This window comes from Sphingomonas sp. PP-F2F-A104-K0414 (assembly GCF_004340945.1).
In the GTDB taxonomy this organism is placed as follows: Bacteria; Pseudomonadota; Alphaproteobacteria; order Sphingomonadales; family Sphingomonadaceae; genus Sphingomonas.
The window spans coordinates 1-14,013 of the sequence record NZ_SLYD01000003.1; the positions used below are offsets into that span (position 1 = coordinate 1).

A 14,013-nucleotide genomic window follows, 5' to 3' on the forward strand; every position below is an offset into this window, starting at 1 on the left:
GTGTCGCCGACGCCATTCAGTTCGCTGATCTTGGTCGTGTAGGCGTCAAACTTGAGACGGGTTTCGTTGCGCATGGGGGCGGCTCCTGGGCGAATTTCGGTCGGGTCGAAGGGGGTGGCTGCTTGTCAGCAGTCCGTGGTGGGCTCGCCGGTGCCGCCATTGGCGGCCGTGCGGCTGAAGTCCTTTTCGGGCGTGGCTTCGAGCTTGGCCTGCAGCGTCGCGAACTGGCCCTGCAGCTCGGCATGGGCGTCGGTGATCGGCTTGATTGCAGCGGCGAGCGTGGTTGCCATTGTGTCACCCATGGCGACCGCAAAGGCGGCGAGATCATTGTCGTTCGCCGGCTTCTGCTTCGGCTCGGTCTTTGGCTTCTCGGGCTCGCCGGCCTTGAACATGCCCCCGAGGTTGGCGAATCCTGCCTTGATCGCGTCTGCGATACTGGTCGGCTCAACCTCAAATTCGAACGTGACGGCATCTGCCGAGGCGGCGAACACGGTGCCCGGCGCGGAGCGCGAGAATTGCAAACGCTGCGTGCCGATTGACGCTGGCTTGTCGGTGAAGGCGAGACCGATCAGGCCGACCTTGTCGGTGCCCGCATAGCTCGGCGTCAGCTCAACCGAGGGGTATGGCTTCTGATCGGCCTTCACGAGCGCGACGAGCTGGTCGTTGCCCTCGACCTGGCAGTAGAGCGCCTTACGCTTCTCGACCTTGCCGTTGATCGTGAAATCGTCGTCCTGCACCTTCACCGCGACGACATCGCCGTAACCGTTGAACGGGGGCTCGGGGCTGTAGCCGGCAAGATGCTCGACATTGATGCGCGGGCTGTAGGTGTCAGCGTTGAACGTCGAGACGACCTGATCGATCATCTCGTCGGTGATGACGCGACCGTCGCTGATCGTCGCGCCGGATACGAATGCGCGGAAGAACTTGCTCTTGGCCATGGCGGTCGGTCCCTCGGGGTTCGGTTCGGTCGGTGGGCCGCATCAGGCGGCGTCTGGAAGCCGCAAAGGGACCGAATGGGGGCATCATCTCAAGCGTGCGCAGGTGTGGGATCGCATTCCACACCCTAGACACGGTGCGGACGCCCCCGATCGCGCGGCAAGGTCCGCCGCGACATGGACAAGCTCCCCGCAGATACCGGCATGCCGTTGCCATCCTCGACGTTCCCGATTCCCGTGGACGTGCGTCGACAAGCGCGCAGTCTGTATTGGCAGCGCTGGGGCATCCCGCAGATCGCCGAGGAATTGCACCTCAACCCGAAGACGGTTCAAAGCTGGAAAGATCGGGACAAATGGGACGATGCGCCCTGCATCGCTAAAATCGAGGACCACCTCGAGGCGCGTCTGTGCGGCCTGATCGCGAAGGACAAGAAGACCGGCGGGGATCTGAAAGAGATCGACCTGCTCATGCGCGGCGTCGTCAGTGCCGCGCGCGTCCGCCGGTTCGAAGCGCCCGGCGGGCACGAGGGCGATCTCAACGAGAAGGTCGCCAACCGCAACGCCGGTGACCGCAAGGCGGGCAAGCCGAAAAACCACTTTACGACCGAACAGGTTGAGCAGCTCGAACAGATCTTCCATGACGAGCTGTTCGGCTATCAGGAGGATTGGTGGGGCGCGAAGGATCAGCGCACCCGCATGATCCTCAAATCGCGTCAGATCGGCGCGACGTGGTATTTTGCCCGCGAAGCGCTGCTCGACGCGCTACGCGGAGGCGGTAACCAGATCTTCCTGTCGGCGTCGAAGAACCAGGCGCACATCTTCCGCAACTACATCGTCCAGTTTGCCGCCCGCGTCGGCGTGAAGCTGCAGGGCGATCCGATCGTGCTGACGTCCGACACGATCCCCGAGGGCGAGCCCGCAGCCGAGCTGATCTTCCTCGGCACGAATGCGCGCACCGCGCAGGGCTATCACGGCAATTTCTACTTCGACGAGTTCTTCTGGACCTACGGGTTCGAGGAACTCAACAAGGTCGCCAGCGCGATGGCGATGCATAAGCGCTGGCGCCGCACGTATTTCTCGACGCCGTCGACGATCGCGCATCAGGCGCATCCGTACTGGACAGGCGAGCGGCGCAACCGGCGCGTCAAGAAAGAGGACCGGATCAAGATCGATGTCGAGCACGCGCGCCTTCAGGCGGGCGTGTTGTGCGAGGATCAGATCTGGCGGCAAATCGTCACGATCGAGGACGCCGCGGCGCGGGGCTGCGACCTGTTCAATATCGACGAGCTGCGCATCGAATATGCGCCCGACGAATTCGCCAACCTGCTCATGTGCGGCTTCGTCGACGACAGCCTGTCGGCGTTCAAATTCAACGAGCTCCAGCGCTGTGGTGTCGACGCCATGGTCGACTGGCCCGACGTCGACATGCTGGCGAAACGGCCGGTCGGCAACCGCGAGGTATGGGCGGGCTATGATCCGCAGGAAAGCGTCGACGGCGACAATGCGGCGCTAGTCATCGCGCTGCCGCCTGATGGCCCGACCGGCAAGTTCCGGCTGCTCGAGCGCCATCAGTTCAAGGGCGATTTTCAGGCGCAAGCCGAATTCGTGAAGGCCCGACTGGCGCGGTATAATTGCACGTATCTCGGCGTCGACAAGAAGGGCGTCGGCGCGGCGGTCTACCAGCTGCTGCGCGATGCCAAGGTGCGCGGCGTCGTCGCGATCGAATATTCGCTCGAGGTGAAGACCGGTCTGGTCATGAAGGCGCAGCACAGCTTCGCGCGCCAGCGCATCGAATACGACCGTGGGTGGATCGACCTCCAGTCGGCGTTCCTGTCGATCAAGAAGGCGCTGACCCAGAGCGGCAAGGCGGTGACGTTCAAGGCGAGCCGCAGCGAGTCCGTAGGGCACGCCGATCTCGCCTGGGCGGCGATGCACATTTTTATCAACGAACCCCTCGACGGTCAGGCGCGACCGAAGACCCGTATGGAGCTATTTTGATGAACCAGCTGCCCGCCTTCGGCGCGAACACGCCCGCGCAAACGAGCCGGGCGACCGCGTTTTCGTTCGGCGATCCCGAGCCGGTGCTGAACCGCCGCGAGATCATGGACATGGTCGAGTGCTACAAGACCGACCGTTGGTACGAGCCGCCCCTGTCGCTGGACGGCCTCGCGCGGGCGTTCCGCGTATCGCCACATCATAGCTCGGCGATCATGCTGAAGCGCAACCTGCTGGTCGCGTCGTTCGATCCAGTCACGCGCGGGGCGTCGACGGTGCCGGTGCTGTCGCGCTCGGCGTTCGGTCGCGCGGTGCAGGACTATCTGGTCTTCGGCAACGCCTATGTCGAGCGGCGCGACAACGTGATTGGCGGGGTGCTTCGGCTCGACCACTGTCTCGCCAAATACACGCGCCGCGGGATCGTAGCCGGCGAGTTTTTCTGGTCGCCGGGGCTCGCGGCGGCGACCGCATTCAAGCCGGGCAGCGTTATCCAGATCATGCAGCCGGACATCAATCAGGAGATCTACGGCGTGCCCGAATATCTCAGCGCCCTGCAGTCGGCGCTGCTGAATGAGGCGGCGACGCTGTTCCGGCGTCGCTATTATCTGAACGGCAGTCACGCCGGGTATATCCTCTACGCCACCGGCGACATCGACGAGAACGACACCGACGAGCTGCGCGATGCGCTGAAGAATTCGAAGGGGCCGGGCAATTTCAAAAACCTGTTCGTCCACGCGCCGGGTGGCAAGGAGGGCAGCATCAAGATCCTGCCGATCGCCGAGGTGGGCGCGAAGGACGAGTTCCTCGGGATCAAGAACGCGACCCGCGACGACGTGCTGGCGGCGCACCGTACCCCGCCGTCCGTGTTGGGTATCGTGCCGGCGCAAGGCTCGCAGCTCGGCAAGATCAGCGAGGCGGTCGACATGTTCTTCGAGCTGGAGATCCTGCCGCTGCAGATGGCGTTCCTCGAGATCAATGACCGCGTGGGCTTCGAAGCCGTCCGGTTCAATCCGCGGGCCCTCGCGCCCGCTAAATAGCTTTCGCGTCCGGCATAGCCGGGCGGGGGATGTCGGGGGCCAGCCCGGCAAACCAACGAGGTTCACTCTCGCCATGACTAACGGCCATCGGCCATCCCGCACCCTGCCGATTCGCAGGGTACGGGTCTTATGCAGCGAGAACGAAAAGTGAACACCCTGAATCTTGTTCAGCCCGTCGCACCCGCGGCGGGCTATATTGGCGGCAAGCGTAATCTGGCCTCGCGGCTGGTAACGATGATCGAGCGCGTCGATCACGACGGCTATGCCGAGCCCTTTGTCGGCATGGGCGGAATTTTCCTGCGACGCCGATCGCGACCCAAGGTCGAAGTGATCAACGACGTGTCGGGCGATGTCGTCACGTTCTTCCGGGTCCTCCAGCGGCACTATCCGTACATGATCGACATGCTGCGGTTCCGCGTCGCGGCCCGCGCCGAGTTCGAACGGTTGAAGGCGACGCCGCCCGAGACGTTGACCGACCTCGAGCGTGCATGCCGTTTCCTTTATCTGCAGCGCCTGGCATTCGGCGGACGGGTCAGCGGTCGGACATTCGGCGTTAGCACCACGACCGGCGCTCGCTTCAACGTCGCCAAGCTGGAGCCGATGCTCGCGGACATTCACGAGCGTCTGGCTGGCGTGATGATCGAGCAGCTCAGTTATGCCGACTTCATCCGGCGCTACGATCGCGCCGGTATGCTGTTCTATCTCGATCCTCCCTACTGGGGTTGCGAGAAGGACTATGGTCAGGACGTATTCGGCCGGGCCGACTTCGACCAGCTCGCCGCGCAGCTCGCCGGCATCAAGGGCAAGTTTCTGTTGTCGATCAACGATACGCCCGGTGTCCGCGAGACATTCGCCGGCTTTCACACGATTGAGGCCGATACCACGTACACCGTTGGCGCAGGGCCGGCTATGAAAGTCGGCGAGTTGATCGTCTCCAATTTCGAAATAAAATAATTATCGCCCGGTGCCGAGATTTCGTCCCGTAGTACTGACGAAATCTGGTGAGGAATGGGCCTCGATCAACTGTATGCACAGCTAGGCTATGCCGGCAAAAAAACGACCGTCGTAAATTAAAACAGAAAGGCGAGTATCTGTATGGAGGATGGTATTCATGTGGTGCGTCAATCTGACATGCCCCCGCAGATCCAAAGTTATAAAGAATTTACAAGTTTAAGCGGAGGTATATTTGCAAAGGACGACCTAGATCAACGTATAAAGCTGTACGCCACGTTTTTTGCGGAAGACGGGTCAATTGCGGGACTAAAATTTGATATTGCCCATGTGCAATCCATATTTATGAATATGTCGCTATTGGCTGAAAAATCCATGGTTTTGACGGAAAAAATTCCATCTGCCAGTCAAATATTGTTCACCTTCGATACTGCGGGATTTTTAGCCACAAATACCGGATTGGGCGGCGGTGGTGCTTGTATGCTCCAATTTTTTTCCCCCTTTGGTATGATAGCACAAACCGTACTGGGTCCCGGCGCTGTGGCTAATCTGACCGGCACTCTTCAATCGTTTCTCGCGACGCTCCCAAACCCCCCACAGGTTAATCGATTTGAGAAAAACATTGAAGGTCTAACGACGCCCGGTAGCGGCAGTGCCGGATCTAGCAGTGTCGAGTATTTTGGCGAACATTACCCTCGAAATGTAGTTGAAGCATTAGGTATCCTGACGATCCGATCCAACCTGCTAGATCGTAGTCTCTTTGAATTGTTCAAAACCCTCTGCACCGATAATTTTGATTATGAGCAAGAGTTCTATTCGATAATCAATATCGACCGACGATTTATCAATGTTTTAGCGTTAGCCCAAAAAAGTGAATTACCGGAAGATGTGTTGGCTTCAGTCAAGAAGGCGATCAAAAAGGGGCGGCGTGTTTGCAGTAGGAGGAACGCAATAGTTCATGCCGACTGGGAGTTTCACGAGGGTGTTTTGAAAGCTGAACGGAGAATGCCAGATGCCGTAACTAAGTCGGCAGTTGGCGTAACGGCGAGTGATATAAATTCCCTATCTGCCGAATACATGTTGGCATCAACGGCATTGCTGGGAGCTGCGGGAGCTATTAAGCCGGCCGATGGTGCCGGCTATTCTCTCAGAACGGTGGTTCCTTCGAACATGGAGGATGCTCTGAAAGCGGTTTTCGATCCGCTCCAATCCGAGGCTGACCGCCGGAAACGCGAATTCGGTTGGACAATAGCCGCAGATGACGATGCCGAACAACCGAGCTAGACAGCAGTGGTCCGATTTGTTCTGCCCAGATGCACGATTGCGAGATCTAACGGGCAGGTCAGCATGGCGGCGGGGTGGGGAAGGGGGGGGGTGCCGTGCGCGCCTCCGTGGCCGACAACGCCTTCTCAAGTTACTCACCCAAATACCGCGCAAGAACCCCCGCCTCGCCCGCGAGCTTTTTAGGTGGCTTTGGATGCAGTTCACTGCTCTGCTGCGGCCCGGCGAAAACCTAGCCTTTGTGGCCGCTTTCGAGCGCACCGGATGGATGCAGATTGCTGCACCTAGATGCAGATATTCGACATTGCGTGGTGACGTCCGCGCTGCCGCCTTTCAGGGCATAAAATCGCGTCGGAATTGACCGAAGCTGTCGCGTTTTCTGACGACGCTCTCCCGTCAGGCCAGCTTACCACGCGGGAAAACCCTAATCTCTCTAACCTCGGCGGTATCTGTTGCCTAAGCGCCTGCGATTGCGCGAGTTTTCAATTAGCGTCCGACCCTAACCAAGCCTAACCTTTTCTCGCGAAAAACCTAATCCCATTGAAAACAAACGGCTTTTCTAACCGGGATAATCAGGGTCATTGGTTATGATCTGATTATAGTAATATTAGGGAAAAGATTAGGTCAAAAACCGCAGGAATCCGCCGATGTTAGGATGGTTAGGGTTTTCCCGCCCCCTACTTTATATTATGCAAGCGGCTCCCCTGTTCGTGCTTTCGGGTATGGAATGCCACTAGATCCCCGAGAAAGAATGCTCGTGAAGCTCGCCGTCGACGTCGCTCGTGAAGCGGCTGGCAGCGCGCGGCGATACCTCAACCGTTAGGTTGGCCTTGCGTCCTGACCCCGCACCGCCTGCGTGCTTTCTGGACACCTGGTTGCCTATGCCCTTGCGTTCGTTCAGTTCCAGGAAAAATACAGAACGCTGCCCTAAGTCAGGACATACTCAATGACGCCGTTCGCTATCAAACAGATAACGTTGAAAGACATCGGGCCATTTGATGAGCTTGAGCTTGATTTGCCCGTGGAACCAGGAATCACCCTGATTTGTGGAGATAACGGTATTGGAAAATCCACAATCCTTGAAACGCTAGCTTTCTCCTTCTCGCCCTCGGGAAATCAGCGACTAAAGAAAAAAGCAGGATCAGATACGGGGAGCCTAGGCATAGTAGTGTCCAATGGCGGCAACATCCTCCAGCAGGTTGCGACTATTAATTCGTTCGGACCAGACGAAACTACCTACAGCCATGTGTTTCCGAGCTTCTCAAAGTTCGTCATTAATGTGAGAACTGCGCGTGATTTTTCCTACATCAGAAGAGATGCTTTAACGCGAGATCCAAGCGCTGACGACTATACTGCATCGGTCAGGGTGGCATCAGGAATCGACGGACACGAAATTAAAGCTTGGTATTCAAATCGGTTCCTTTTAGCCCCTCATTCAGTTCAGGGAGGTTGGACAGATGCAATGAAAGAAAATCTGCAGGCGGCAACCTCATACTTTGCGATACTTGACCCATCCGTGAGTTTATCTTCAGTTGACGTGGCTACGTTCGACATAATGGTAAAAACACCCTCCGGTATAATCCCGTTTGAGTATTTGTCCTCCGGCTTTAGATCTGCTTATATATTGTTGTTGGGAATTCTGAAAGAGATTGAATTCCGCGGCATCGGAGTTTCAGCTTCCGAATTTGCTGGTATAATTCTAATAGATGAGATTGATCTTCATCTTCATCCTACGTGGCAGCGTAAGATTGCGAAGGTGTTGCGAGCGGCTTTTCCATTAGCGCAAATAATAGCCACAACTCACAGTCCTCACGTGATACAAACAGCGATGGCGTCAGAAGTCTGTGCGCTAGTTCGAGGTGAAGATGGTGTGGTGAGCAAGCGGCACTTACCATCTGCGAAATACGGGTTTATGGGATGGACATTAGACGAGGTGCTGGAAGATGTCATGGGCGTACCTGACACGAAAAGTAGCGCATACCGTTTAGCAGTTGAAGACTTTGACAGAGCAATTTCATCGGATGATCCGAACGCTGCCATACTCGCTTTGGAGGTTCTGCGGGAGATGTTGCACCCCGGTAATCCGTACCGTAAACTGATTGAAATTGAAGCTTCCACGATCATCGGTAACGTCGGATGATCCAGTTAAGTCGACCAGCCTCACCTCCTGAATTAGACGAGCCTACTGTGACCGCTCTCACTACGGAGTTCGTTAATACCGGCACGAGTGTTTGGAACACTCCTAGTATTAGAAGTGGCTTATTGAACAGTTCTAATTCTAAATGTGCTTTCTGCGAAACGAAGCTTGATGAGGAATCGAAATATATGGAAGTTGAACACTTCCGATGTAAGCGCGACTTTCCTGATATGGTTGTTGACTGGGATAATTTACTGCCAGCTTGCAAGCGCTGTAACGTACGAAAAGGCGGGTATAATGTTGATATGGAGGGAATGATTGTGAACCCGTTTGACGTTGATCCCCGCAACCACATGTTTTTGTATAATTTCAGATTAAGAAGCCGAGACGTAGTTGGGCGCTCGACGATCGATACTCTCTATCTGAACCAATCGGATCGCTTAGTTGCAGTGAGATCGAGCATTGGGGAGGCAGTCGCTTCGGCTCTTGAACGCATACGGGAATATCTCGAAGATTATATTGCCGGTCAAAAGACGGTTCGGCAACAAAACCGAATTATTCGCGGAATAGAAAAGTTGCTTGTGGAGTCGAGCCCTCAGGCGGAGTACAGCGCCACAACCTCAACGGTTTTGTTCGGCGATCCAGACTTCAGTTGGATCCGTGAGAGACTGCAAGAGCGAGGTCTTTGGGATTCGCTAGTCTTACAAGAGGGTATTGCACGAGCTTGCGCGATGCTCCCGTAAGATCCGCCGAAAAACCCCTTCACTGCATCAATATAGTCGGGCGCGCCCGCGCGTCCGAAAATATCGGCTCAGAACCTAACAGCCCGAGAAACAGCACCGCCTCCGGCTATTCCGCTCCTGTCGCCTTTTGCCAATTTGGTCTCTCGGGTACTTGGCCGGAAGCGACATAAATCCAAGTCGGGAATAGGTCGGGACTCTCGGTTCCCTTTGTGTCCCTTCTGTTCCGCTCAAGTCCGCGAAACGGTCGCTTGCGCTCGCCAGAAACGGCGGTATTACGCGGTTATCCCGAGAGGGGGCGATTAGCTCAGTTGGTAGAGCGTCTCGTTTACACCGAGAATGTCGGCGGTTCGAGCCCGTCATCGCCCACCACCTTCCTACAGCTCGCGGACCAGCCGCATAGCGACCGCGATCCAGGCCGGGTCCGCGATGGCCAGCGGGTGCGTGCCGGTGCCCGGCGGCAACAGCGTCACGCTGCCTTCGCACCCTGTGAGGCGCCCGAACGCGAACCGCCCAGCCGGTTGCGGGACGAGCACGTCGCGGTTGATCGCGGTGGCGAAGTTTTCCGGCGCCAGCATCGCGCACCAGATCACGTCGCCCGCGCGGTAGTCGCCGATCCCGCTCGCCACCGTCACCGCGATCTGGCCCGGCGCGACCTGCGGTGGAGGCACGGTCGTGGTCCGGCGCGGCGCATGGACGCCGCGGCCGTCGAGGATCGCGGTGACAGGCAGGTCGGCGCGGTCCGGCAACGTCACCAGATCGCTCGCCTCGACGCCCAGCGCCGTGGCGATCCGATTGAGCCAGCCGACCGACACGGTGCGCGTGCCCGTTTCCAGCCGGCCGATCGTCTGCGCGGTTGTCGGCGGAACACAGCGCCGTGCGACATCCTCCAATGTCAGGCCCCTGGCGCGGCGGACTTCGCGAATGGCAGTGATCATTGCACGGTGATCATCGGAAGGCTCCAAACCAGATGGGTTATTCCTCTGTCCTACAACCATGTCGATATGGCAACCGGCGCAAGTGACGTGGAGCGACAACGGGAGACGGCGGATGCGCGAATTGGTGGAACGATCGATCGATTCGGAGGGCGTTCCGCAGCCATCGGGCGCGCGGCGTGGGCGGATGGTCACTGTCAATCTGGCCGAATCGCCGCTCGGGTGGCTGCGGTCGCGCGGACTCGTCGATGCACGGCAGTTCGCAGCGGGGGAGCAGTTGCGCGCGGATTACGAACGCGCGTCGATCGCGCCGAGCGTAACGATGCGCTGGGTCGAGCGAGTCGATGGAGGCGGGCATGATGGGCTAGATCCAACGTCCGCGCAGATCGCGGCGAAACGCCGGTTCGACACCGCGATCGCGGCGGCGGGGCCGGGGCTCGCGGATATCCTGTGGCGCGTGGTCTGCGCGGGGGAGGGGCTGCCCGCGGCGGAGAAGGCGCTGCACTGGCCGGCGCGGGCAGGGCGGCTGGTGTTAACGCTCGCACTCGACCGCCTGGCCGCGCATTACGGGATTGGGTAGTAGGCGGCGAACTATTCGATCCCCCCGCAAGGGGGAGGTGGCGCCGAAGGTGACGGAGGGGGAGGACGCGCAACGGACGTGCTCCCTTTCCTCCCCTCCGTCTGGCAAGGGCCAGCCACCTCCCCCCTTGCGGGGGAGGATCGTGAGGTCGACGATCCGGGCCGCGGGTTTCTTGTGGCCGATATTAAGGGCCGGCAGCGAAGTCCTTCGCCTAGTCTCCCCACGAACAGGACTACACTCGCGCTCCGATCCGCCCGCTCGCTTTGCCGGCCACCCGGCACTAAGTGGCAGGCATGCGCTTCGACCTCATCAAATGCCACGGCTCTGGCAACGACTTCCCCCTGATCGACGCGCGGGCGTCGACGCTGAATGACGCAGCCTGGGCAGTCGTCGCGCGCGCCCTCGCGGATCGCGACGGGCCGGTCGGTGGCGACGGGCTGCTTCTGCTCACCGGCGGGGACGAGACACGCGCATTCGGCATGCGGATGTTCAACTCCGACGGCAGCGAATCCGAAACGTGCCTCAACGGCCTGCGGTGCGTCGCGCGCGCCGGGTTCGCGGCGACCGGCGCGGAAACCGCAACGGCTTTGCTCAAGACCAGCGATGCAATCGTCGTGCACGACGCCGACATCGCGCCGGGCGTGTTCACCGTGCGCGAGATTGCGGGGCCGGCGTCGCTCGACGTCACCGCGTGGCCGATGGAGGTCGGCGCGGATTGCATCGTCGACACGCCGATCGCGGGCCTGCCGACCGCCCGCGCCTTCACCGCCGTCGCCATGCCGAACCCCCATCTCGTGACCTTCGTTGATGCGATCGACGAAGACGAACTCGTTCGCGTCGGCGAAGCATGCGAGGCGGCCCCCGACTGGCTTCCCAACCGCGCGAACGTCAGCTTCGTCGAGGTCCGTGGCGCGGATCTGTTCGTCCGCACCTTCGAACGCGGGGTCGGTCTCACCGACAGCTGCGGCAGCGCGATGGCGGCGTCGACCTATGCCGCGTGCCTGACCGGGCGGATCGCCTACGACACGCCGACCACCGTCTTCAACAAGGGCGGGCTCGTCCGCGCCGAGGCGAGCGAGGCGGCGATGGTCACGCTGTCGGGCAATGCGACGTTCGAATGGCGCGGGTCGATCAACGTTGATCTCGCGACGGCGACGGCAAGCGACCTGACGATCGCGGAGCATCACGATGACGAGATCGCGGCGTGGAACAGGCTGATCGCAACGATGTGAAACGCGGCTGCATCATTCTTCCGATCCGGCCGTATCTTTCCACGAAAGCGTCGGACGACCGGCGCCGTGCAGGAGAGAGAAAGCCATGAATCACGTGTTTCGTACCGCGATCGTCGCCGCCGCCATCGCCGTCAGCGGTAGCGCGATCGTCGCCGCCCCGACCAACCCGAAGGTCGGCGGCGCCGCGATGTACCCGACCAAGACGATCGTCGAGAACGCCGTCAATTCGAAGGATCACACGACGCTGGTCGCCGCGGTCAAGGCCGCCGGCCTGGTCGAGACGCTGTCGGGCCCGGGGCCGTTCACCGTGTTCGCGCCGACCAACGCCGCGTTCAAGAAGCTGCCGGCCGGCACCGTCGACACGCTGCTCAAGCCCGAGAACAAGGCGCAGCTCGCCAGCGTCCTGACCTATCACGTCGTCCCCGGCACGATCACCGCCGCCGATATCGCCGCCAAGGCGAAGGCGAACGGCGGCACCGCGACCTACACCACCGTGCAGGGCGAGCCGCTGATGTTCAAGAAGTTCGGCACCGGCTGGGGCATCATGGACGGCAAGGGCCACAAGGGCCGCATCACGATCGCCAACGTCATGCAGTCGAACGGCGTGATCCACGTCATCGACACGGTGATGCTGCCGTAATCGGCGATTTCGAGAGATAGCTGCCGCGTTCCATAACGCGGCAGTGGCGTCGGGCCCGTTGCCGAGAGGTGACGGGCCCGATTGCGTTTAGGGGCCGCGTAATCCCAGTCCCGTCGTCTCAACCCACGTCATCCTGACGAAAGTCAGGATCCAGAGCCGTGAAGGCCGACGCTCGTTACCCTGGATCCTGACTTTCGTCAGGATGACGGACGGTTCAGCTGATCAGCAAACCCGCAAGCGCAGCCGACATCAGGTTCGCGAGGCTCCCCGCCGCCAGCGCCCGCAGCCCAAGCTTGGCGATCATCGGACGCTGGTTCGGCGCGAGGCTGCCCGTCACCGCCATCTGGATCGCGATCGACGAAAAGTTGGCGAACCCGCACAGCGAGAAGGTAATGACCGCGATCGTCCGCGCGCTCAGCCCCTGCTGCGTCCCGAGCGAGATATACGCGACGAACTCGTTCAGCACGATCTTCTGCCCGAACAGCCCGCCGGCGATCCCCGCCTCGCTCCACGGCACGTTGAGCAGGAACATGATCGGCGCGAAGACATAGCCGAGCAGCCCCTGGAAGCTGAGCCCCGGCAGCCCGATCATGTTGCCAAGCCCGCCAAGCAGCCCGTTCGCGAGCGCCACCAGCGCAACGAACGCCAGCACCATCGCACCGACCGCAACGGCCAGGCGCACGCCGGTCTGTGCACCCTGGGCTGCGGCCATGATCAGATTGGCAGGCTTTTCCTCGTCGTGCGTCGCCTGCGGCATCGGTTCGCCCGCCGACGACTCACCGGGCAGATCGCCGAGCGCGAGTTCGCCCTCGGGTGGCATCACGCGGTCGGGCATGATGATCTTCGCCATCAGGATTCCGCCCGGCGCCGCCATGAAGCTCGCCGCCAGCAGATAATCGATCCGGATTCCCATCGACGCATACGCCGCGAGGATCGTCCCCGCGACGCCGGCCATGCCGCTGGTCATCACCGTGAACAGCTGCGCCGGGGTGAGGCCCGCGAGATAGGGCCGGATGACGAGCGGCGATTCGCTCTGGCCGACGAAGATGTTCGCCGCCGCGCACAGCGATTCGACCTTCGAGACGCCGATGACCTTCTCGATCCCGCCGCCGACCCAGCGCACCACCAGCTGCATGATGCCGAGATAATAGAGGATCGAGACGAGGCTGGCGAAGAAGATGATCACCGGCAGCGCGGCGATCGCGAAGCTCTGGCCGCCGATCTCGGGCGTCGCCATCTTGCCGAACAGGAATTCGGTGCCCTTCTGCGAATAGCCGAGCAAATTGGCGACCCCGCCCGACATGCTGCCCAGCACGACCTTGCCGATGCTGGAATACAGCACGAGCACCGCGATCCCGACCTGCAGCGCGAACGCGGCGCCGACGATGCGCAGGCGGATCGCGCGGCGATCGCTCGACAACAGCACCGCGATGCCGAGGATGACGGCGATGCCTGCAAGGCCGATGACTAGTCTTTCCATGGACGCCCTGCATTTTTTTGACTGACACGCGCGGCCCCCCGGCTGCGCAAGGGCGGGACATGACACGGGC

12 protein-coding genes and 1 tRNA gene are annotated in these 14,013 nt (G+C 60.3%); 10 read left to right on the forward strand and 3 right to left on the reverse strand.

Annotated elements, in window-relative coordinates:
- Positions 1 to 125: 125 nt before the first annotated feature.
- The gene (locus C8J46_RS07215) at positions 126 to 938 is read right to left on the reverse strand and encodes a GPO family capsid scaffolding protein (RefSeq protein ID WP_132736961.1); all 813 of its coding nucleotides are present in this window, start codon (positions 936 to 938) and stop codon (positions 126 to 128) included.
- A 174-nt stretch (positions 939 to 1,112) separates the two neighbouring features.
- On the opposite strand from C8J46_RS07215, the gene C8J46_RS07220 reads away from it, so the two are divergent.
- The 7 genes from C8J46_RS07220 to C8J46_RS07250 all read left to right on the forward strand — a co-directional run bounded on the left by C8J46_RS07220 (position 1,113) and on the right by C8J46_RS07250 (position 9,448).
- Positions 1,113 to 2,933, forward strand: coding sequence for a terminase family protein (locus C8J46_RS07220; RefSeq protein WP_132736964.1), 1,821 nt, complete (start codon positions 1,113 to 1,115; stop codon positions 2,931 to 2,933).
- Positions 2,933 to 3,967 (forward strand): phage portal protein, encoded by a 1,035-nt coding sequence (locus C8J46_RS07225; protein ID WP_132736967.1) that lies wholly within the window; start codon positions 2,933 to 2,935, stop codon positions 3,965 to 3,967. The genes C8J46_RS07220 and C8J46_RS07225 overlap by 1 nt, the downstream gene beginning before the upstream one ends.
- 147 nt (positions 3,968 to 4,114) lie before the next feature.
- The gene (locus tag C8J46_RS07230) at positions 4,115 to 4,921 is read left to right on the forward strand and encodes a DNA adenine methylase (protein ID WP_243643268.1); all 807 of its coding nucleotides are present in this window, start codon (positions 4,115 to 4,117) and stop codon (positions 4,919 to 4,921) included.
- A gap of 141 nt (positions 4,922 to 5,062) precedes the next feature.
- Positions 5,063 to 6,202, forward strand: coding sequence for a hypothetical protein (locus C8J46_RS07235; protein ID WP_132736972.1), 1,140 nt, complete (start codon positions 5,063 to 5,065; stop codon positions 6,200 to 6,202).
- Positions 6,203 to 7,145: 943 nt separating this feature from the next.
- The gene (locus C8J46_RS07240; protein WP_132736975.1) at positions 7,146 to 8,339 is read left to right on the forward strand and encodes an AAA family ATPase; all 1,194 of its coding nucleotides are present in this window, start codon (positions 7,146 to 7,148) and stop codon (positions 8,337 to 8,339) included.
- A gap of 47 nt (positions 8,340 to 8,386) precedes the next feature.
- The gene (locus C8J46_RS07245) at positions 8,387 to 9,079 is read left to right on the forward strand and encodes an HNH endonuclease (protein WP_132736978.1); all 693 of its coding nucleotides are present in this window, start codon (positions 8,387 to 8,389) and stop codon (positions 9,077 to 9,079) included.
- 293 nt (positions 9,080 to 9,372) lie between these two features.
- Positions 9,373 to 9,448, forward strand: a tRNA-Val gene (locus C8J46_RS07250).
- Positions 9,449 to 9,453: 5 nt separating this feature from the next.
- Here the strand turns inward: C8J46_RS07250 and C8J46_RS07255 are convergent.
- A complete protein-coding gene (locus tag C8J46_RS07255; protein WP_132736981.1) occupies positions 9,454 to 10,014 on the reverse strand; it encodes a helix-turn-helix transcriptional regulator in 561 nt (186 codons plus the stop codon).
- Positions 10,015 to 10,126: 112 nt separating this feature from the next.
- Between C8J46_RS07255 and C8J46_RS07260 the strand changes: the two genes are divergently transcribed.
- The 3 genes from C8J46_RS07260 (at position 10,127) to C8J46_RS07270 (ending at position 12,463) form a co-directional block, all read left to right on the forward strand.
- On the forward strand, positions 10,127 to 10,591 hold the full coding sequence (locus C8J46_RS07260) for a DUF6456 domain-containing protein (protein ID WP_132736984.1): 465 nt from the start codon (positions 10,127 to 10,129) through the stop codon (positions 10,589 to 10,591).
- Between the two features lie 293 nt (positions 10,592 to 10,884).
- Positions 10,885 to 11,823 carry a diaminopimelate epimerase gene (gene dapF / locus C8J46_RS07265; protein WP_132736987.1) on the forward strand — a complete coding sequence of 313 codons (939 nt, stop codon included), beginning with the start codon at positions 10,885 to 10,887 and terminating at the stop codon, positions 11,821 to 11,823.
- An 85-nt stretch (positions 11,824 to 11,908) separates the two neighbouring features.
- A complete protein-coding gene (locus C8J46_RS07270) occupies positions 11,909 to 12,463 on the forward strand; it encodes a fasciclin domain-containing protein (RefSeq protein WP_132736990.1) in 555 nt (184 codons plus the stop codon).
- Positions 12,464 to 12,677: 214 nt separating this feature from the next.
- Here C8J46_RS07270 and C8J46_RS07275 read toward each other — a convergent pair whose 3' ends face one another.
- Positions 12,678 to 13,943 (reverse strand): nucleoside transporter C-terminal domain-containing protein, encoded by a 1,266-nt coding sequence (locus C8J46_RS07275; protein WP_132736994.1) that lies wholly within the window; start codon positions 13,941 to 13,943, stop codon positions 12,678 to 12,680.
- Positions 13,944 to 14,013 lie beyond the last annotated feature (70 nt).